Source organism: Bacillus sp. 37MA (assembly GCF_000372765.1).
Classification (GTDB): Bacteria; Bacillota; Bacilli; order Bacillales; family Domibacillaceae; genus Domibacillus; species Domibacillus aminovorans.
In genome coordinates, this window is the sequence record NZ_KB889752.1 from 1,689,802 (window position 1) to 1,710,007 (window position 20,206).

A 20,206-nucleotide genomic window follows, 5' to 3' on the forward strand; every position below is an offset into this window, starting at 1 on the left:
AGGACGACCTCTCGTTTTCTTTCTTATTTTGCATTCATTGCGTTATAAATCGCGACAGTAAATGTTTCCCGTGTCGCATGATGCGTTCCATAGAACTTATCACCTGCGAAAATACCTGTTTTATCGATCATAGCCATTGCCACAATGCCTTCAAAAGCCCAGTGACTCGCATCGATATCTGAGTAACTGACACTTGCTGCAGCTGTTTGTGACATGTTGAGGTCAAATGAACGCTTGATGATGAGGGCCATTTCGTTTCGTGTCATTTCTGCTTCAGGACGGAATGTTTTGTCTGCAAATCCCGTGATGATCCCTGCTTCACGCATCGCTGCGATATCGTAAGCGAAACGGTTTGATTTTGGTACATCTGTAAAATGGCTCATTACTTTCGGTTCGATGTTCAAAACACGGTTAATAATTGCTGCTGCTTGTCCACGTGTTACTTTTTCATTTGGACGGAATGTATAATCTTCAAATCCTGTAATCACTTCTTGATCTGACAATGTTTTAATAGCTGTGTATGTAGATGAAGATTTATCGATATCTGTAAACCAATCTGGTGTCTGTGCTTCATCCGAAATGCGTTTCGCGCCTGCGTATTTCGGACCCCAGTACGGATGATTCAGTGAAACAAGATCAATTCCCTTGCTTGATGTTGCGTTTAATACCATGTTTCCACCGGCATACACTCCAACATGTGAAATACCTTTGCGATATGTATTTGCGTAGAAAACAAGATCTCCTGGTTGTAAATCACTTTTTGCTACTGAAGTTCCAACATTATATTGTTCGTCTGTTGTACGTGGCAGTGAAATACCTGCCGCATGTTTGTAAATATACTGTACGAATCCGGAACAATCAAATCCATTTGGTGTCGTCCCGCCAAAAACATATGGGACGCCCATGAATTTTTCTCCATAGGTTACGATCGATTCTCCGATTGATGCAGCTTCTGTTTTAAAAGATGCTATCGGAGAAAAGGTTAAAAACATCATTGCTGCCATAATTGAAATGATTATTTTTCTGCAACTATTCACCATAAACCTCCCGGATTCTTTTTTTCTATTAATCTCTTTGTTTCCCTTATTATTCTGATTCTACCAAAATGAAACATTAATTTGTTTTACGTTATAATGACAAATCCAATAATATTTGTAATATAAGATGAATTTTTTACCAAAATATGATTCTATTAAAATCCAGTTCATCCATTATTTTCATATGTTATTTATTTTTCTTCCTTTTCCGTCTGGGAAACATATCGGCGTACCGAATTGACGATCTATATCGATGCAGCATTTTAATCCGTAAATACGTTCTATGTTTTCGCTCGTTATCATATCTTTGGGAGCACCTTGAATAAACACTTTTTGATCTTTTATCGCTACGAGGTGATCTGCATAGCGACAAGCTAAATTAATATCGTGTAAAACCATGACAATTGTTCTATTCTCTTCTCTATTCAAATCATAGAGCAAGTCTAAAATTTCGATTTGGTGGGTTAAGTCTAAATACGTTGTTGGTTCATCTAATAAAATAGTATCCGTATTTTGTGCAAGATTCAGGGCCATCCAAGCTCGTTGGTGCTGTCCACCAGATAATTCATGAACGTATCGATCTTGCAATTCTTTCATACTCGTTACTGTTAAAGCATGATGAACAGCGTTTTCATCTTCATTTGTCCATTGTTTGAATGTACCTTGATACGGATATCTGCCTTGTTTCACTAATTGTACTACCGTTACGCCTTCTGGGGCGATCGGTGACTGTGGTAAAATGGCTAACTTTTTAGCGACTTCTTTTGATTTCATTTTCAAAATGTCTTGGTCGTCAAGAATGACGCTGCCCGTTTGTGGTTTTAGTAAACGGGCAATGGCGTGTAACAAAGTTGATTTCCCGCATCCATTTCGGCCGATGAGAACGGTGATTTTTCCTTTAGGAATGGCTACATTTAATGAATCAATTATTGTCGTTTTGCCATATGCTAGTGTTATATCTTTCACATTTATTTTAATCTCGTTTATTGTATGAATCACTCACTTTTATTTGCTTACTTTTAATGGGGCAATTGCTACAATAACCGATTCCTTCAACATCCTTTTCTAATTTATAGTACATGCAGCACGTTTTTCGGCATGGATTTACGATAAGTTCTTCTCCTATTTTTAAATACTGTTTAATCGGGTTTTCTTTTAAATTAAACAGATCCCCACTCGCATTTTTCAAAAAATGAAAGTCGCTGTTTAACCGTTCAATTTTAACTGGATCCATTTCTTTCGCTAATGTTTTCCGGTAAATAGAGTTAATCCGAATGGCTACGTTTTCCCACAATATAGACGACGGAACGCGGGATGTTTTTTTCAATATGTTTAAAACTGGCGTAATATGAGACGAAAAAAGGGTACGTAGCACGTTCTCACGCCATTTTTCCCTCTCCATGCTCTTTACTTCCTGCCATTTGCACATGCCTGCTTGAATACATAATGTACGTTCTTTACTTAATGCACACGCTTTTACCGGCAAATGAAGGGCACAGTTGAATTCGACCATACTGTATAAAGTGGAAGACACGACGAGATAAGCATATCTTTTCGAAAGCATGGAAGCTGTGACGGATAAACTCGGTGCTTTTATCTCGATCATTTGCTTTCGTAGAAATGATAAACATTTTTCTTCATTTAATAAATCTGTTATCTCAATTTCCGTGAGCCTCTCATGTTCCATATGTATATCAAACGTTTTCAGTTCGTTCATCACAATACTGCTCATTTATATCACCCTCAAAATGAATTTCAATTTTTAATCAGTAAATAAAGAAAAAATGGTGTGCCGATTCCTGATGTAAAAACACCTGCTGGAATATCTAACGGTTGGAAGGCAATGCGCGCGATCCAGTCTGCAAGTACAACTAATATCGCACCGATGCCAGCTGTCGTAATGAATAAGAGTGATGTTGATGGCGCACAATTCTTCTTAAATTTCGAATAATCCCTTGCACAATTAACCAGCTACAGCAAGTGAAGCGCCGACAATCATCCCCGACAAGGGATTTCGCTACATGCGAAATGATCAAACCGACAAATGCAACGTTCTCAATTACTGCTAATGAAACGACCGCAATCATCAGCCGTGGGAAAGCGTTCTTTCCAAATAATGATATGATATGCATTATATCTTGTGTATTAAATGACGTAATCATGTTGTAAATATCAGCCAACGTATACTACGTAATCCCGAACATCAAACTTAATAACATACAAATCATTAATAAAACGATTAACAAACATAAGCCAACTATCTTCCCCTTATCTAGCTTTATAGGTTGTACCATTTAATCACCATTCAATTTTGATTTCGTCCAACAGTAAAAGAGAACCTGCTCCAATGATGAACGAGGATCGTTCATTTCATCAGCAGGTTCACGATTGTCATAAGTTTTTCACTTATTTTTTCAATTCATAAATGTCATATAAAATGTCGAGCATTAAGTTCGCAGATTGATAACCAGCCCTTGCACTCCAGTACACTTCATCAACTTGGTATTGATAATCATTTTCACTTATATGATACTATTTTTTTTCATAATGTACAGCATTATTTTCCAATCTTTTTAATTTTTCTTTTTTTTCTTTCTCAATCGCCAACTCTATTAACGTTTTATAGTTTAATTGGTTAATTTTGAAAATTCCATCTTGATCCGCAATAACATAATCACCTGATTCAAAAACGACGTTCCCCACACTTACTGCCGTGTTCACTTCTCCCTCCAACTTTAATACTCTTGTCGTTTTTGGAGAAATCGACTCATAAAACACAGGTACACGACTCGTTCTCAAATAGGAAATATCTGTTACGGCTCCACTTACTATAACCGCAGATAGTCCAATTTCTTCTGCTTTCCTCGCCCTGAATTCTCCCCAACAAGCATGTGTTTTATTGCCTGACGTATCAATAACTAAAATATCTCCTTTTTTAGCTTGTTGAAGCGCAGTATTTAACGGGTAACCATCTCCACTAGATAATTTGACTGTTGTCACTTCTCCAGACACTTTCGTCACCCGGATCGTACATTCATAGTTCGCCAAAAAACCAAAATCAGTAAAGTGACCGATCGTAGACGTACTAACCATTTTAAATTTCTCTATTTCATCGGTTGAGTATTTTTCTATTCTATCGTTAACCGTTAACATAGAAGCCTCCTTATTCTTGTAAATAAAACGGATTGTGTCCAACGCCTTTTCCAGATGGCATTGCTCCTGGTACACCATCCGCTTCTAGTAATGGACGAATGATTAACTTCACTGGCCACTCTTTATTTTCAAATAGTTCATAGTGAAGGATTTCTCTATCCGCTTCTGGAATATCGATTGTTTGTAACGATTCTCTTAATTTCGCTTCAGTAATTCGCCAAAGTCTTTTTTCTGGAATAGTATACACACTCGATAACGATTCCATGATGGCAGCCAAATTTACTTGTGTTCCAAGAGATTGAACGTAGTAAATTAACTTTTCAATCGTTTCATTGTATAAACTATTGGAATAACCTGGTCTAATATGGTAGGCCGGATCTTTAATTTGATGTTTATCTAAATACGGTTGATGCAGGCGCACGGAATCATGATCTCTAAATAATAACCCAACTATTTTCTTATGCTTCAGTACGACACAACAATTTTGACCATGTATTTCTGGTACAATCCCGACTTTAAATAACCTCATCGTAATATCATAAAATGCAGCGGCTAAATCCGTATAAAAGTGGAGGACATCTTCATTTGATAAATTTTCTCCTATGATTTCCGTTAAAAAATGACGATCTTGCATCACAACACCTAAAGAAGCCATGGGGATGATTTTATACTCTTTTTTCATAATTTCTTGTGGATACACTCTCACTTGGGCGGCCAAATGACGAGGATGATCATCAAAAAGGCCCAAAGTCTCTGGCATATATCCCCACCAATGTTTTTCTTCACATAAGAATACTCTATCGGCAAGCGTCTTATCGCACGCTATTGCTTGGCGAAACATTTGCTCTCCGGCTATCCCGTTTAATAATTTAACGACTGGCAAATATCTGGCGGCACCTAAAGATGTAACACTAATCGGTAACTTTAACATTTTCGTTGATGCTTGAGGGGATAGTAATGAACGTACAGAAGAGGTCGCCAAAAAATTGCCTACTTTTGAATCTAAAATGATGATTGTTTGATCCGCTAATTCTTTTTTGAAATTTGGTAAGATCATATTGGTCATTTGCCACGGATGAACGGGTATAATCGTATAGTTTTCTTTCTTTATTTCTTTCCGTATTAACTCATTTGCGATGATCGATTTCTGCTCCTCATTCAGCACATCAAAACTTTCCATTTCATTTTCTTGGCACCCTTTTACGATTGAATCATTACATATAGCTACCCAACATAAAGTCGTCTGCTTACCAAATTCAGCCATATAGTTTTGATAATCTTGTGATGTAAAACCTATTTTCGCTTTCGACAAAGGATGAAAGGGCCGGTCTCGTAAAGAGGCAATCATCTCGCCTTTCACAAACCAGTCATAAGGGGACTTAGGTGTACTAAATGAGTTCTCTTCCATCTGTTTTATACTAAGATTCAATTGCTGAATGGATACATTTAATCCTTCTAAGAAATCCGCCACACCTGGATGTGCATAGGCTTCTTTAGACAGCGTACGATGCAATATAAATTGACTAAGTTCTACAGGCGAACTTATTTCCACCCAACTACGATCCACCTTCTTATAAATAGATGAACCAGACACCCATTGATAGCCCTGTCTATAACTTTTTTCCACAAGAAAACATAATGCATCCATATAAATCAATGATTGTTTACTTTCGTGATAAAGTTTTTGAATCGTATTCGGTGCATTTGAAAGCATGTTTGTTGTCTGTTCATCAATGTGAAAAAATTGCTCTGCAATGAATGCATTCATTACGTCTTTCATAATAAGTTGTTCAGCCGTCACATTTTTTGTTTGAGTGGTTGTTTTATTCATACTGATTCCCTTCTGTTATATAGTAAAAATCCGGATGTGGATGACCTAAAAAGTCATGATGAGAAATGGTCCAACAATAGGCACCTGATTTCTTAAATACAATGGCATCTCCAACACGCATCCTTTCCACATTGGCATCTTCATAAAGCCTGTCCTTTGGTGTGCATAACTCACCTACTATCGTTACGTTCGAATTGTTTATTTCGGGCCTTTGAAACGGATAAGGCCACCTTGCTAGTGGTACAACGGAAAATGGATGATTATGACCCCAAGAAGCGGGTAATCGATTATGGTGCGTACCGCCTCTTACGACAGCAAAGCAGCGATCTACTGACATTTTGATATCTATTACTTCTGTCACGTAATAACCAAAGTCAGCAACGATAAATCGCCCTGGTTCAAAGAATAGTTGTGTATCACCTAAGTTTTGCACGGCTTCGCTTTGTGCTAATAACGACGTAAAAAGCGGCCAGTCAAATCCAGGTGTTTCATCATAAGAGACGCCAAAACCACCTCCAGCATTAATGACGTTAATATTTAATCCATATGCATGCTTCCACTGTTCTACTTTTTGAAGATAATGATGGATCATTTCTACATGTAACGCTGCTTGCATGTTATTGGATAATGAGTGGAAGTGAAAACCTTTTAAATGAACATGCGTATTTTCTCTCTCTTTCAAAATAGAGAGGGCCTCTTCCATTAACTGTTCATCGATGCCAAATTGGCTTGGACGTCCCCCCATTGAAATGTTCGTTTTAGGTAATGTTTTTGTTCTTACATTCATACGTAATAAAACGTGTATATGCTTATCCCGTTTTTTCGCCAACATGATTAATTTCCTTAATTCCAAAAGACTTTCTACATGAATATAAGAGACGTTTTCTTTCATAGCCATTTCAAGTTCATAATCTTTCTTGCCTGGTCCTCCAAACAAAATAGGTACGCTTTTGGAAACGTCTCTTACTTTTTTCAATTCGCCTATTGATGCCACTTCAAATCCTTTCACGTACGGTAACAATGCCTGAATAATTCTCTTATCTGGATTTGCTTTAATCGCATAAAATAAGTTCGTTTGCTTCGGCATTGTTTTTACCATATTGCGTACGTGTTGTTGAATGCCTTCTAAGTCATAAATATAAGCGCATATCGGATCTGTACTTTGCTCATGTACTTCATGTATTATTTTCTTTATATAACGATTCATACAGTCCTCCAGTTATATTTCGATAGTCCGCTAATTTTTCCATATAGGCACGAAATGCTGTCCCTCTCTCGTCCCCTAACACAAAAATCTTAGTCCCCTTTTCCGCCCACTTTTTATGATTGTGATGATTTCTAGACACAATGGCGTAAGGCACTTTACATCGCTTTGATACTTCATATAATTCTTCTAAATGTCGTTGAACTTCTGGATGATCTGTCTCCCATGGTACGGACAAAGACTGGGACAGATCCGCCGCTCCTTCTAAAACAAAGCTTACATGGGGTGAAGATAAAATTGATTCACTTTCATGAATGCCTTCCAAACTCTCTATCATCGGAACAATCATTATTTCTTCATTTGCTTTCGCAATATAATCATTTAAAGAATATTTAGCAAAAACACCTGGTCTGCCGCTATTAAGACTTCTCATACCAATCGGGTGATAGTAAGCATAGTGAACGGCCTTTTCCACTTGTTCCTTATGCTGAACATGGGGGATGACAATACCTTGAGCCCCACAATCAAGCACTTTCAATATTTCATTCCGATCCACTTTCGATATTCTGACAAGCGGCGTAATATTGACTAACTCTGCTGCGCGAACCATCTCTTCAATCGTTTCCATATTCGTGGATGCATGTTCATAATCAATAATGACAAAATCAAATTCCGCATGGCCAATGAGCTCTATCATAATAGGATGCGGGATAGATACAAACATCCCAAAAACAGATTGATTTCTATTTATTTTTTCTTTGAGCTTATTGACTTTCATTCCAATGACTCCTTTGCCCGCAACAAAGGATTTTTCACTTTGCGGAAGTACAACCGACCATCACCGTAAATACGCCGCTTCGTCATTTCTTCGATTAGGGCATCTTCAGAAAATAGATTAAAAAGGTCAAATCGCCCTTTAATTTCTGGGTAACTCTTTTGATACATCGCAATCGTTTCTACACATTTACGCCAAAACTCTTGTTCACTCAACCCCAATTTTTCAAGCGCGAAACAAATGTCTGTCATACAGATGAAGAAAAAAGCATCATATGTGTAGTCTCTTACTTCTGAAACATCTTCCGTTTGGATAAACGAGTATCGATTCACTTTCCGGTGACTTTCTGGCTCCGGATGTAATGTCGGTGCCCAATCCGGTTTCAAAAGGTGTTCCGGTGTATAGCGAACACCATCATGTAAATCTTTAATGATGATGCGTTTTGGGAAATTGTTTTCAACGACTAAAATAATATTTTGGGCATGAGATTCTAGTGCGATTCCATGGGCATACAGCAGATGGATAATCGGAAGCGTGACAACGTTAATCAATGCATCACTCCACGCCTCAATCCCATATTGATCAATCGCTGACTGGATAAAAGATTCGCCGTTTTTTTGAATATGGGATAGAGCATTTAGCGGCCACGCTTCTTCATTCTCTTCAAGGTAGGTCGAAACATTTTCTCTATATATGGCGCCAAGCGTTCCATAAGTCGAACGATATTGAATAGGATGCAGTTCATCGTATCGAAAAGACACACCCATCACTTCTCTTAACACATTTATTTTCCCATTCGATAAGAACGAATCTTGGTGAACAATTTTATTTAACCAGTCACTTATGAGTGGTGCATTTTGAGTAGTGTGGTGAGCAAGAATACGACTCGTTGACGTATTGGTTATACTTAACGGCAATTTTATATACGGTGCATGTGTATTGTCGCGATGAGATAACGAACGAATCGATTGTTGCGCTCGATACGTATGATTAGATGCTCCTACTATTACAATATCTTTATCATTCAATTGTTGAGCAAAGACAGATTGAATCTGATGCTCTAATTGCCAAGGATGCACCGGTAAAAGAACGTATTTTGTATCTTGACACCCTTTCTCTTTTATCAGTTCCATAAACTTGTTGTGATCTTCATTCTTTACATGATGCTTAACTATTTCATCCACTGACATCTCTTGCGAAACGTTGACATCGATTAGCCGTTCATTGACCGCCACCCAGTAGATCGAAACGTCTTGATTAAATTCTGGCCCATAGGCAAAGTTATCTGCTAAAGAAAAACCAATTCTTGATTTATAGCTCGGATGATACGGATGACCATCTACCATATGACTTTCCAACGCTTCATAATGCTTATCTTGTTCTGGCATTTGGTCCAATTGAAATGACTTAGACTGACTATCCTTTACAAAAGTCTCCAATAATTCATGAATGAATTGATTCGTATAGTCACCTTTCAGATTGTTCTGAATGATTTCTTCAAGAAATTCATAGAGATTCGTGCATCTCGCTCCTTCTCGTTTTATCGAATTTTTTTCTATTTTTATTCTGTCGAAAGACCATTTGGCATCTGCTTTGCATGAATAATAGACGGCATCACCTGTAGCGCTTTTTCCTGTAAAAGACCACTCTCTTCCGTTTTTTATTACTTCAATGATTTCTTCATATATGAATGCCTCTATCGTTTGGCGCATTATTCTTTCTTGTACTTCATTCATGAATGATGACTTTTCTTGAGACCGATAATTTAGCATTTCCATACATTTCACTCCCTAATTTCTTCATTACGTTGTTCACTGGAATGTAAGATGGCGTCTCACTTTGTCCAATAAGACAACTCATCATATTTTTTTTAGCGGCAAATGTCTGAGTCGTTAGTAAATGACGTACATATTCATTTTCATTGTTTTCATATTCTTGCGTGAGAACACGGCGTACAATAGCCCAAAAATATTTTTCGTCTACTTTTGTATCTTTAGCAATTGCATGAATGAAAGAGCCTAAATGATTCACAATAAAATAATAGGAAGTGCGTGCCCATGCCGCTTCTTTTGAATAGAAAAGAGGGCCTGTCGTATTAACATCCTCTTCAACCTTTTCTCTATTTACGCTTACACCTTCTAAATCTCTAATAATAAAGACATGAGGCATTCCATCTTTTATCGTCAATAAAGAATTTTGTAAATGGGCTTCAAAGTGAATGCCTTTCTCTTCTGCTAAACGAACAATAGGCAACAGTGATATTTCCAAATAACGGATGAACCATTGCTCTATCGTTCGATGATCAATCATCGAACCTAATCGAGATGGACCTCCTTCAACAGGCGATTCCACTAAACTAGACAAAACATACGTTGCCGTTTCATCAAATTCAATTGGACGATAGACGATCGTAAATAATTTAGTTACATCATCATCGGCAAATTGACAAGTACATACGCCTACCTCATATGCGATCGTTGTGTGTACTTCGTTTTGGAAGCAGTTTCTCTCCAATATATAATTCGTCGCATCCAACGTTCTACGCATTTGTTCTCTATTATTGTTTCTCATCATATTCGTTATTTGAATGTTTAACGATAGCTTAATGTTACAGTTCATCTCCGGAATAAATACTGTACGCACTGAAGATGTCGGATAAGCCACCGGACCAAAGCGACCGAGTGGGGTCATTTTCCCTTGATCGATATAATCCTTTACTTCTTTCAGCGTTTTCACATGTTCATATTGCCATGGGTGAATGGGCAAAATGTTATAATCGTCTCTTTTCCCTTTAAGCACATGCTGTACATGCGCTTCCACACTTTCATGCAGTTCTATTTTTCTTTCTTTTGATACCCATTCTTCTTGAAAAACATCTTTTCTAACAGCTAAATAACATAACTGAAAAGAAGTATGGAGCTCAGGACAAAACTGTATCACTTCCTCTTCTGTAAATCCTTCGGTATTTTTCGGAAAAGGGTGAAACGGATGCCCATATACCAAAGATTGTTCGGATGTTACATAATTCCATTTGTGCTGATTAGCTGACTGATTTAAAAATAAAGCTAATTTATGATAGCTATTATTCACTTTAGTTAAAAAATCAATCGATCGTTTATCCGTAATTGTTGGATTATCATGCTTTAACTCTTTCACAATCAATTGAACTAAATAAGCATAATGAAGCTCTCGATCATCATTTACATCATAGTATTCATATTCATGCTCACCCATCTCTGAATAAAACGAAAGAACACCTGAGATGGTTGCATCACTCGCCGGGAAATAAAGAGAATACGTCTTCTTATTTTGATTCACCGTAAATAAGCTCGAGTCTTTACTACAAAACTCTCTAATATAACAATTCAATAATGTCTTACACGTATGGAAATTTGCTCGTTCTCGACTGTTCAATCGTTTATTATTTGCCATTTTCAACACCCACATCTAATTTTCTTCTATTTAAAAACAATGCTAACGGTAGCGTTACTAACATAAAACATCCTAATATGATGCACTCTTCTTTTAATGCCATCCATTTTGCGTATTGAGCACTCTCTCCTGTTCGACTAATCATTTGCCAACGAATGTCGTAATAACCGGTCAATAACATAACTGCAAAGGAAGAGGCTAAACGTTTTATCGTATTCGACAAGGCGGATCCTTCGTGCAGATCATCATCTGTTAATGAATTAAGTCCAATGGTGGTTACGGTCATATTTGATAATCCAATACCACTTCCTCTTACGGCCATTAAGAAGACAATGACCAGTAAAGATGTCTCTTTCGGAACAAATGCAAACAACAATACTGAAATGGCAACGAGGCCAATGCCATAAGCGATAAAATGTAACGATTTGCCCGAATCCATTAAGTTTCCACCGATCCAAACAAACAAACTCGTACAAATGGCTGCCGGAATAAACATGGCACCCGTTATAGAAGGGGATAAATGAAACACCTCCTGTAACATCAATGGAATAACAAAGATAACCCCAAACATAACGGATGCCTGTATCGCAGACATAATGACTGTAATAGCGTATATTGGATTACGTAATAACTTACAACGAATTAACGGTTCTTTTTGTCCGTTTTCTTTTTGAATAAAACGAATCAAAATAACTAGTCCTAAAAAAAGCAATACACATATTAACCACCTTGGAAAAGTAGGATTTGAATATAGTTGAATGCCTAGACTTAATCCACCAATTCCTAAAACCATTAATAAAATACTTTTAAGACGAATTGTTTTTTTATGTGCTGGTTGATCGAGTTTGATTTGCCTGCAACACAGTATAAATGAAAGCAGCGCAAACGGAACATTTATCCAAAATAAATATTTTAGCTCACCGAATTGAATCATGATACCGCCAAACGCTGGCCCAATAGCTGGTGCAATCGTTAATAACATCCCCCATATCCCCGTCACTTTTCCACGCACATCTTTACTGTAAATATCAAATAACAAAACTAACGACAGCGGAATCATCAAACCAGCAGCAATACCATGCATAAAGCGTACTAACAATATAATCTGTACATATTGATAAAACAAACCGCCGATCATAGAAAACAGACCATATAAACTAATTCCTAAAATATAGGTTTTCTTTTTACCGAGACGATCGACAATACTAGCAGTCAACGGCATGGTGATCGTCATCGCTAAAAGGTACAGTGTAATAATCCATCCGCCAAATGCAGTGGATATACCATACATTTGAATGAAGCTCGGTAATAAAATATTAAAAGCGCTATTCGTCAAAACTAAAGAAAAAGCACCGACCAAGATGGCAAATAGTACAGAATGCTTTTTCAATTTGGCTATCTTAATCATTTGTCTTCATGATTTGAATCGCTTCAACAACCGATTTTTCAAAAATCGTTAACACTTCTGCTGTTTCATTTTCTGTCATTGTTAATGGCGGCAAGAAACGCATCACAGCTGAGTAACGTCCTCCTACTTCAATAATTAAACCGTTGTGAAAACATCTCTCTTGAATTTTCAATGCCAATTCTTCATATTGTGGATAATGTCCTAATCGATCTTTGCGGCCTTTTGGATTCACAATTTCAACCCCAATCATCAATCCTCTTCCGCGAACATCCCCAATCTCTTCATATTTTTCTTGTAACTCATTCAATCGTTCGAAAACTTGCTTGCTGCGTACGTTTACATTTTCGAGTACATCGTTTTCTTTCATATATTTTAACGTTGCTAACCCAGTAGCCATGCCTAATTGGTTGCCTCGGAATGTCCCGATATGTGCACCTGGATTCCATTGATCTAGTTCTTCTTTATATATAATAATTGACATTGGCAAACCTCCACCAATCGCTTTCGAACAAACAATGACATCTGGAACGATACCTGCGTGTTCAAAAGAAAACATTTCACCTGTTCTTCCAATTCCTGTTTGAACTTCGTCTATAATTAAAGGGATCCCTCTCTCTGCCGTAACACGCCGCATTTCTTTTAACCATTCAATATCGGCTGGAATTGCGCCGCCTTCTCCTTGCACTGTTTCAAAAATCATGCCACAAGGAGAAGCGATCCCACTTTCACAATCATCTAATAAATTCTCTATATATTGCGCACTAATTTTAGCTGTCTTCTCTTCGCCAATACCAAATGGGCATCGATATTCATAAGGAAAAGGTAAAAAATGAACATCCGGTAGTAAACTTTGCAAATGTTGTTTTTTGCTTAAATTACCACTCATTGACATCGTTGCTTGCGTCGATCCATGATAACCACCTTGGAACGCCAAGATAGACTTCCCTTTCGTCGCATTCTTCACTAATTTAATCGCTGCCTCAACCCCATCAGCACCTGTCGGACCACAAAATTGTATTTTAGTAGAATCCCTTAACTCTTTAGGTAATATAGAGAATATTTCTTGCATAAATTCGATTTTTAAAGGAGTTGCTAAGTCTAACGTGTGTAACGGTGTTTGCTGTTTTAACACATCTTCTATCGCCTGAATTACCACTTGATGATTGTGCCCTAAAGCAAGTGTTCCTGCACCACATAAACAATCATAAAAAACATTTCCTTCCACATCCGTTATCATCATGCCCTCAGCTTTCTCAATCGCTAAGGGGAAATGACGTGGATAAGACTTTGCATTAGATTCTTTCTCATTCTGGAATTCTAAATACTTGTTCTCCGTATTACATGTGATCATAATCAGACACTCCCTTTTTTTAGTTAATTACAGGTATGAGTTTAATTGATATTGATTATCATTGTCAAGTAAGTTGTTATATTTTTCATCAATTGAGACTAATTACACATTCTCCTTTTATCTTTTAGGATTTCGTCTATTCATACTATTTTGTGTATGTTTAAATCTGAGTGTTATATTTTGGCTAAATAAATCTATCGTGTTTTAATCGATAAACACGAGGTAAACACTTAATATAACCACTATTTTCTCACTAAGGAGTTTTTGTACTTTGTTTACGTTTAATGACATGGGAACGTTCGTCTGGGCATTCTTTATTACGCTGCCGCTGACTCTTCTCGTCCATACAGGTGGTCATGCCTTTTTCGCATTCCTGTTCGGCGGAAAAACGACATTAACAATTGGCCGCGGGAGCAGACTTATTAAAATAAAAGGACTCGAAATCCGGAAATTGTATTTCATTGACGCGGCCTGCTATTACGAAAAAATTCGCCAGGACCGCCGCTGGAAGCATGCGCTTATTTATGCTGGGGGGCCTATCTTCAATATGTTGTCCATCTTGATTATTAACGGGCTAATTTATACTGGGGTTCTACACGCGCATCTCTTTTTTTACCAGTTCGTCTACTTTTCTGTCTATCTCGTGTTTTTTGCTATCATCCCGATCGATTACGGCGAAAATAACCCAAGTGACGGCAAAGCCATTTACGATGTACTGCGTTACGGAAAAGTGTATAAAGAATTTGACTGATGTGGATGATGGTTGCACCGAGCACAAGCATCGAACCCCAAAAAATCCCCAAAATCAGCTAACTGATTTTGGGGAAATCAAAAAAATATTTTTTATGTTATGCTCTTCTGTTTTCAATGATAGTTGGGATTCCAATCCCTAAGTTCACCACACAAGAAAGGGCATCTTCAATATTTTTTTTCATCTTCGTCATGCTCGTCGCCTCCCTGTAAATTGTATTATTCAATCTCTAATGATCGCCTGGCCGTTTTGATTGAATCCGTTCCTTTTAATACACGAAAAAAGGCTGCCTTAAACAGAACCATCCATTATAGACGGTTTTTTGTTTAAGACAGCCAGTCATTCATCAGTTATATTAAAAAAGGTTGTTTTTTAATCGCTATTGAATAGGCAATCATTATTTAATTTGTTCCATTTTACATCTTTTTTTAACTATTTTCAATCGCTTTAAAAAATTCATTACGAGGATTCCTTGCTAAAAAAACCTTTTTTCCTTTAAGATAGGAGGTGGATTATCTTAAATACTTTACACAGGAGGATGTGGTTAACCTGCGAATTAATAAATTCATTAGCGAGTCTGGCACAGCGTCTAGACGCGGAGCAGATAAATTAATTAATGATGGAAGAGTGACAATAAATGGTTCAATTGCAAAAATTGGCAGCCAGGTCGAGCCTGGAGACGACGTTCGCGTAAGCGGAAATCCTATTGGGATTGCCAAAAATAATGTCTATATTGCGTTAAATAAACCTGTAGGCATTACGAGCACGACGGAAAAAAAAGTAAAAGGAAATATTATTGATTTAGTCAATCATCCTTTGCGCATCCATCATATTGGACGACTAGATAAAGATTCAGAAGGCTTAATACTCCTTACAAACGATGGGGATATTGTCAACAAAATTTTGCGTGCCGAAAATAAACATGAAAAAGAATACATTGTTTCAGTAGACAAGCCCATCAGCCCGGACTTCTTGAAGCAGATGTCAGAAGGAGTTCACATTCTAGGTACAAAAACGCTCCCTTGTGAAGTCGTACAGCTATCAAAATATGAGTTTCAAATTATTTTGACACAAGGCTTAAATCGTCAAATTCGCCGCATGTGTGAAGAACTAGGGTATGATGTCTATAGACTGCAGCGAACGCGAATTATGAATATTCATTTGAACAATCTCCCAATCGGACAATGGAGAGACTTAACAAAGAAAGAACGCAATCAATTATTCGCCGATCTAGACTATGAACCAAAGGAATGGTAAAAAAGAAGGATGCATCAAAACATTAACGTTTTGATGCATCCTTCTTTTACGTCTTACAGCCGAAAAATTAAAAATCGCTCATTCTCATTTTGTTCATACAGATCTGATACCGTCACTTCTTTAAAAAGGGCAAAAGCAGTGCTCGTTTCGAGGAAATGGACATACTCTGTCGTTGGGTAGTAGAGGATCAAGTCTACGGATCGGTTCTGCTGCTCAACCGAACGCAGTATGTTATCGACGACCTTCATAAAAATTTGAATGGAGAATGGATTAAAAAAATAAAACCGGTTATCCGCCTGCTCCACTTTATATTCTTCTGCCAAACCGCGTTCAAAATGAACGCTGCCGCCCGCCTTCTTCATTTTTTGTATGTAACTCGCCTGATTTTCTAACGCCTCCTGATATAGATGGCCATTCATTTCAATCCCCGTAACCGTTACGTGAAAACGATGATGAACGTAAAAGGGCAGCCGGCCTTTGCCGCACCCATAATCCACGACTTGATCCGTTTTCTTTAAATCATACTCCGCAAATAGCTCATCTAGTGCCTCATAAGGTGTCGCTTCATAACGGTTATAATGAACCGATCGACTTAGCCCCTCAAGCGTACCTACCGTTTTAATACGAAGCAATCGATCGTAGTCTTTTTCATCCATAGAAAAGCTCCTGTTCGTTTATTCTTTATCGATTTCGTCTTAACAACATTCCCTCACTGCTAGAATTGTATAAAGAGCGGTTTTTAATGAAATGACTCAACGCGTATTCCAAACGGCAAAGTAATAACGTTGGTTTATGCCACGCAAATATACTTCAAAAGCCGATTGCATAAATGGCTTTTTATACGTTAGTAGCCCTTATCGAATGCGGCTTCCCACTAATTAATTGAACATGTACCTTCCGATAGGGGTCGTATACTGGCTCATTACTAAATACTAAAAATGGTGTCTGTCCCTCCCGGCTTTAATACCCTAGGGGACTAACACCATTTGCCGTTTAGATGACTTTACCGGCCGCTTCTTATACCTTTTGGAAGCCTCTGCTTGATTACAAATTTTTAAAGAACACGCGGATAACGTCCGCTCCGCCTATAAACGCTCCTAGCGAACTTCCTATGTTAGTTAAGACGATCACGAGCAGGACCCGCGTCACTTTATTATGCCAAAAGCCTTTAATGGTAAAAACATCTTCTGAAAGCGTTTCAAAATCGCCAACGTTTGGCCGGCGGAAATACGCTTGAACAATTCCTGAAACCCAGCCGGCTGCAATCAGCGGATGCAATGTGGCAAGCGGGGCTGAAATAAAAGCAGCTAAAATAGCGAGCGGATGTCCAGAAGCAACGGCAGCGCCAATGGCTGCCAAAATGCCCGTCCATAAAATCCAGCTTAACGCTTGATCGAAACCGGCAGACGGGTTCGCAAAAAAGGTGTAGGCAATGATGGAAAGAATGAGCAATGGGATCGCCCAGCCAATTATTTTAGGGACAATTGATTTAGGTGGTGTTTGTGATAAAGCTTCTACGTCATGCTCCTTATAAATTTCTTTTGTAATGCCCGGAATATGTGCAGCGCCTAAAACCGCAACCACTTTATCACCCGGAGCTTCTTTAATTTTCTGTGCTAAGTACTGATCCCGCTCATCAATTAAAGGCACCTTTAACTTCGGGAAAGATTCCGTCAAATCAGTCAGAACGGCGTTAAGCGTGTCCTTCGATTTCATTTTTTCCATATCTTCTTCTGTAATCGTCTCTTTGCTGAAAATGCTATAAAAAACGGATGTGAGCAACTGAGCTTTCCCCGTCAGCCCGAGATTATGCCATATTCGTGAAAACGTAATTTGGATATTCCGATCAGCCAGCACCAAATCCGCGCCAGTTTCTTTCGCTGATTCAATACCTTGAATCATTTCCTGTCCAGGCTGAATGTCAAATTGCTTCGCTAAACGGTTTTGAAAGGAAGATATGGCGAGATTCATCAAAAGTAGAGTGGCTTTCTTCTCTTTAATGACCTTAAAAATATCGGTTTCTTTCCATTTATTTCGATCCATGATTGATTGATACCGTTGATCATCTAATTCTATACAAACAGAATCGGGTCTTTCAGATTCGATCACTTCTTTTACTTGTTCCGCACTTTGCCTCGATACGTGAGCAGTGCCAATAAGGATCAATTCTTTACCATTTAACTCTATTCTCGTCACATTTTCTTCCGACATAAACGACTTCCTCTCACCCAATTTATTATTCTTTCAACAATTCTACTTCTATTTGATTATTATGCAATGTGTCAGAAGTTTTGAAAAATAAAAATCACTTCATATAAATGTTCACTAGCTCATAACATCTTTCTTTCGTAAGACGTGCTAGTGTGCTTAGATATTGTACAGATTCAAATGTTCCGCCTTTAAATTGAGCTGCTTCAGCCTCTGCAGTATTATCTCTATACGTGATCCATTCACGTTGTTTTTCCCTTAAACTGTTCATTTCACTAGTAGACAGCTGCATTTTTAGCACGCTATAAATTTCATTTAAGGCATTATCCCATCTTGTATACGTTTTGCTTTCTGCTTCTCTCATTTCTACTGTTGTTCCACTCTCATACAAGTAGTCTAAATCAGCTAAGCTTAGTTCAATTTCATGTAGTTTTTGTAAGTACACGTTCTTTTTACTTGCAGAAGCAATCGTTTGCACTGTTTCCTTAGCGGCTCGCTCTGCTGCTTCTACCGCTAATTCGGCCGCTTCTTGTTTTATTATTTCATCATTCACTGTATGTTCCATTTCATTTATTTCTTTTGAAAAGCGTTCAAATACAGTCTTGATACTTTCGTCTTTTTTTAGTTCACTGATAAGTTTTTGAGCTTCACGATACTTTTTTTCACTCGTTACACTTTTTATTTGTGCTACTTTTTCAGATACCATTTTATCTTGTTCTTTACTTGTTTCTGCCGTTGTGATGAATTGCTCTAAGCCCTTCTTCATACTGCTCACTAATGCTTCTTCTTTAAGTAGATGATTGGCTTTCGTTAAAGCATCATCCCATTTAGCATGTTCAATATCTTCTTTCACTTGATTATACGCGACTACATTTTCATAGGATACCTTTGCTTCTTCATCTTTCGGCTTTTCATCTAATGCTAGCTCAAATGACGCTAACGCTTTATCAAATTCTCCATTTGCTAACGCTAGCTTTGCCTGTTCCATAGCTTTGTCATATGTGCTATTGCTACATCCTACTAAAAATAGACTTATGACGACCATGACTGCTAATTTCTTCACATGTTGCCTCCTCCCCTAAAATGATGTTGATAGTATGGTGAAACTTATCCCCTTATCTTTTTAAACATTGTCTAATGATTATATCACCATTTTAAAATTTACTTAAAATCGGTTTATTTAATTATTATTATTGAATTTTGCATATTGTTTCAGATGAAATCATTTGATCTCTTCCTTGCTTTCCACTGCCTTGTTCAATCGTTGCAACATGTAACCAATCCCCTTACATACGGATAAGGGGTAAGTAAAATGATACGATTCATCAAAGACTTCACTTATCACTTTCCTGTACTTTTTTCCTCCTAATACGATGATTTCTTGATAGTCCATTAATCCTTTTTCTTTCAGTTGGTGACGTAAAGTTTCCGATGTGATGATGTCATCTTTCTTTGTACCAAATGCTACATCATAATTAGCAAGCACTAGATCATCTGGAAATAAAAATCCATGTTTAGCTGAAAGAATGACCCAATCACTAAAAAATGCCGTTGCATACTTTTGACAAGCAGTGTGAAATGGGCTCCTATATACATAGCGTGCTTTCGTAGCCCCTTTCGATGGATCGACATCCCATATCTTTTTAGCACCACATGGGATTATACATAACCTTTTCATTTCGTGTGAACTCCTTCTTAATTTAAATGATAAGAACAAGCTTTTCAGTTCCTTATTATACGCTTTTTAAAATAGTACTTCCTAATTAATTGATTTCACAAAAAAAGCATTGAGCTGTATA

19 protein-coding genes are annotated in these 20,206 nt (G+C 37.6%); 2 read left to right on the plus strand and 17 right to left on the minus strand.

The annotated features are described in order from the left end of the window. Positions 1 to 23 precede the first annotated feature (23 nt). The 13 genes from A3M5_RS0109520 to A3M5_RS0109575 form a co-directional block, all read right to left on the minus strand. Complete coding sequence (locus A3M5_RS0109520) at positions 24 to 1,040, minus strand: C40 family peptidase (RefSeq protein ID WP_034298549.1); 1,017 nt, start codon at positions 1,038 to 1,040, stop codon at positions 24 to 26. 177 nt (positions 1,041 to 1,217) lie between these two features. Then, entirely contained in the window at positions 1,218 to 2,009 is a 792-nt protein-coding gene (locus tag A3M5_RS0109525; RefSeq protein WP_231373279.1) for an ABC transporter ATP-binding protein, read from the minus strand. A 1-nt stretch (position 2,010) separates the two neighbouring features. Next, on the minus strand, positions 2,011 to 2,769 hold the full coding sequence (locus A3M5_RS22780; protein WP_018393537.1) for an IucA/IucC family C-terminal-domain containing protein: 759 nt from the start codon (positions 2,767 to 2,769) through the stop codon (positions 2,011 to 2,013). Positions 2,770 to 2,792: 23 nt separating this feature from the next. Then, complete coding sequence (locus tag A3M5_RS26640) at positions 2,793 to 3,008, minus strand: iron chelate uptake ABC transporter family permease subunit (protein ID WP_082193964.1); 216 nt, start codon at positions 3,006 to 3,008, stop codon at positions 2,793 to 2,795. Next, entirely contained in the window at positions 2,909 to 3,217 is a 309-nt protein-coding gene (locus A3M5_RS25370; RefSeq protein ID WP_155894695.1) for a hypothetical protein, read from the minus strand. Before A3M5_RS25370 ends, A3M5_RS26640 begins: the two co-directional genes overlap by 100 nt. Before the next feature lie 352 nt (positions 3,218 to 3,569). Continuing rightward, positions 3,570 to 4,190, minus strand: coding sequence for an RraA family protein (locus A3M5_RS0109540; RefSeq protein ID WP_018393539.1), 621 nt, complete (start codon positions 4,188 to 4,190; stop codon positions 3,570 to 3,572). Between the two features lie 10 nt (positions 4,191 to 4,200). Then, positions 4,201 to 6,021, minus strand: coding sequence for an IucA/IucC family protein (locus A3M5_RS0109545; protein ID WP_018393540.1), 1,821 nt, complete (start codon positions 6,019 to 6,021; stop codon positions 4,201 to 4,203). Further along, positions 6,014 to 7,228 carry a type III PLP-dependent enzyme gene (locus A3M5_RS0109550; RefSeq protein WP_018393541.1) on the minus strand — a complete coding sequence of 405 codons (1,215 nt, stop codon included), beginning with the start codon at positions 7,226 to 7,228 and terminating at the stop codon, positions 6,014 to 6,016. The genes A3M5_RS0109545 and A3M5_RS0109550 overlap by 8 nt, the downstream gene beginning before the upstream one ends. Next, complete coding sequence (locus A3M5_RS0109555; protein WP_018393542.1) at positions 7,197 to 8,003, minus strand: HpcH/HpaI aldolase family protein; 807 nt, start codon at positions 8,001 to 8,003, stop codon at positions 7,197 to 7,199. Before A3M5_RS0109555 ends, A3M5_RS0109550 begins: the two co-directional genes overlap by 32 nt. Then, positions 8,000 to 9,778: an IucA/IucC family protein gene (locus A3M5_RS0109560; protein ID WP_018393543.1), complete on the minus strand. Its 1,779-nt coding sequence runs from the start codon at positions 9,776 to 9,778 to the stop codon at positions 8,000 to 8,002. The genes A3M5_RS0109555 and A3M5_RS0109560 overlap by 4 nt, the downstream gene beginning before the upstream one ends. Further along, positions 9,729 to 11,318 carry an IucA/IucC family protein gene (locus A3M5_RS0109565; RefSeq protein ID WP_231373232.1) on the minus strand — a complete coding sequence of 530 codons (1,590 nt, stop codon included), beginning with the start codon at positions 11,316 to 11,318 and terminating at the stop codon, positions 9,729 to 9,731. The genes A3M5_RS0109560 and A3M5_RS0109565 overlap by 50 nt, the downstream gene beginning before the upstream one ends. A gap of 103 nt (positions 11,319 to 11,421) precedes the next feature. Further along, positions 11,422 to 12,840 carry an MFS transporter gene (locus tag A3M5_RS0109570; RefSeq protein ID WP_018393545.1) on the minus strand — a complete coding sequence of 473 codons (1,419 nt, stop codon included), beginning with the start codon at positions 12,838 to 12,840 and terminating at the stop codon, positions 11,422 to 11,424. Further along, positions 12,833 to 14,191 (minus strand): diaminobutyrate--2-oxoglutarate transaminase, encoded by a 1,359-nt coding sequence (locus A3M5_RS0109575; RefSeq protein ID WP_018393546.1) that lies wholly within the window; start codon positions 14,189 to 14,191, stop codon positions 12,833 to 12,835. The genes A3M5_RS0109570 and A3M5_RS0109575 overlap by 8 nt, the downstream gene beginning before the upstream one ends. A 271-nt stretch (positions 14,192 to 14,462) precedes the next feature. Here A3M5_RS0109575 and A3M5_RS0109580 point away from each other — a divergent pair, with 271 nt between their 5' ends. Both A3M5_RS0109580 and rluF read left to right on the plus strand, forming a co-directional pair. Then, on the plus strand, positions 14,463 to 14,942 hold the full coding sequence (locus tag A3M5_RS0109580; protein WP_018393547.1) for a hypothetical protein: 480 nt from the start codon (positions 14,463 to 14,465) through the stop codon (positions 14,940 to 14,942). Positions 14,943 to 15,482: 540 nt separating this feature from the next. Next, positions 15,483 to 16,199, plus strand: coding sequence for a 23S rRNA pseudouridine(2604) synthase RluF (gene rluF / locus A3M5_RS0109590; protein ID WP_018393549.1), 717 nt, complete (start codon positions 15,483 to 15,485; stop codon positions 16,197 to 16,199). A gap of 53 nt (positions 16,200 to 16,252) precedes the next feature. Here rluF and A3M5_RS0109595 read toward each other — a convergent pair whose 3' ends face one another. From A3M5_RS0109595 to A3M5_RS0109610, 4 genes are all read right to left on the minus strand, one after another. Continuing rightward, positions 16,253 to 16,855: an SAM-dependent methyltransferase gene (locus A3M5_RS0109595; protein ID WP_018393550.1), complete on the minus strand. Its 603-nt coding sequence runs from the start codon at positions 16,853 to 16,855 to the stop codon at positions 16,253 to 16,255. 388 nt (positions 16,856 to 17,243) lie between these two features. Next, a complete protein-coding gene (locus tag A3M5_RS0109600) occupies positions 17,244 to 18,410 on the minus strand; it encodes a TraB/GumN family protein (RefSeq protein WP_018393551.1) in 1,167 nt (388 codons plus the stop codon). Between the two features lie 94 nt (positions 18,411 to 18,504). Beyond that, positions 18,505 to 19,470, minus strand: a complete 966-nt coding sequence (locus tag A3M5_RS0109605) for a lysozyme inhibitor LprI family protein (RefSeq protein WP_018393552.1) — start codon at positions 19,468 to 19,470, stop codon at positions 18,505 to 18,507. 159 nt (positions 19,471 to 19,629) lie between these two features. Then, positions 19,630 to 20,085 (minus strand): DUF6884 domain-containing protein, encoded by a 456-nt coding sequence (locus tag A3M5_RS0109610; protein ID WP_018393553.1) that lies wholly within the window; start codon positions 20,083 to 20,085, stop codon positions 19,630 to 19,632. Between the last annotated feature and the right edge of the window lie 121 nt (positions 20,086 to 20,206).

Bases quoted from the DNA above. Each gene is read 5' to 3' on its own strand.
- A3M5_RS0109560 (WP_018393543.1), bottom strand. From the start codon at position 9,778: ATGGAAATGCTAAATTATCGGTCTCAAGAAAAGTCATCATTCATGAAT.
- A3M5_RS0109600 (WP_018393551.1), bottom strand. From the start codon at position 18,410: ATGTCGGAAGAAAATGTGACGAGAATAGAGTTAAATGGTAAAGAATTG.
- A3M5_RS0109550 (WP_018393541.1), bottom strand. From the start codon at position 7,228: ATGAATCGTTATATAAAGAAAATAATACATGAAGTACATGAGCAAAGT.
- A3M5_RS0109540 (WP_018393539.1), bottom strand. From the start codon at position 4,190: ATGTTAACGGTTAACGATAGAATAGAAAAATACTCAACCGATGAAATA.
- A3M5_RS0109520 (WP_034298549.1), bottom strand. From the start codon at position 1,040: ATGGTGAATAGTTGCAGAAAAATAATCATTTCAATTATGGCAGCAATG.
- A3M5_RS0109545 (WP_018393540.1), bottom strand. From the start codon at position 6,021: ATGAATAAAACAACCACTCAAACAAAAAATGTGACGGCTGAACAACTT.
- A3M5_RS0109555 (WP_018393542.1), bottom strand. From the start codon at position 8,003: ATGAAAGTCAATAAGCTCAAAGAAAAAATAAATAGAAATCAATCTGTT.
- A3M5_RS0109610 (WP_018393553.1), bottom strand. From the start codon at position 20,085: ATGAAAAGGTTATGTATAATCCCATGTGGTGCTAAAAAGATATGGGAT.
- A3M5_RS0109570 (WP_018393545.1), bottom strand. From the start codon at position 12,840: ATGATTAAGATAGCCAAATTGAAAAAGCATTCTGTACTATTTGCCATC.
- A3M5_RS22780 (WP_018393537.1), bottom strand. From the start codon at position 2,769: ATGAGCAGTATTGTGATGAACGAACTGAAAACGTTTGATATACATATG.
- A3M5_RS0109575 (WP_018393546.1), bottom strand. From the start codon at position 14,191: ATGATCACATGTAATACGGAGAACAAGTATTTAGAATTCCAGAATGAG.
- A3M5_RS0109595 (WP_018393550.1), bottom strand. From the start codon at position 16,855: ATGGATGAAAAAGACTACGATCGATTGCTTCGTATTAAAACGGTAGGT.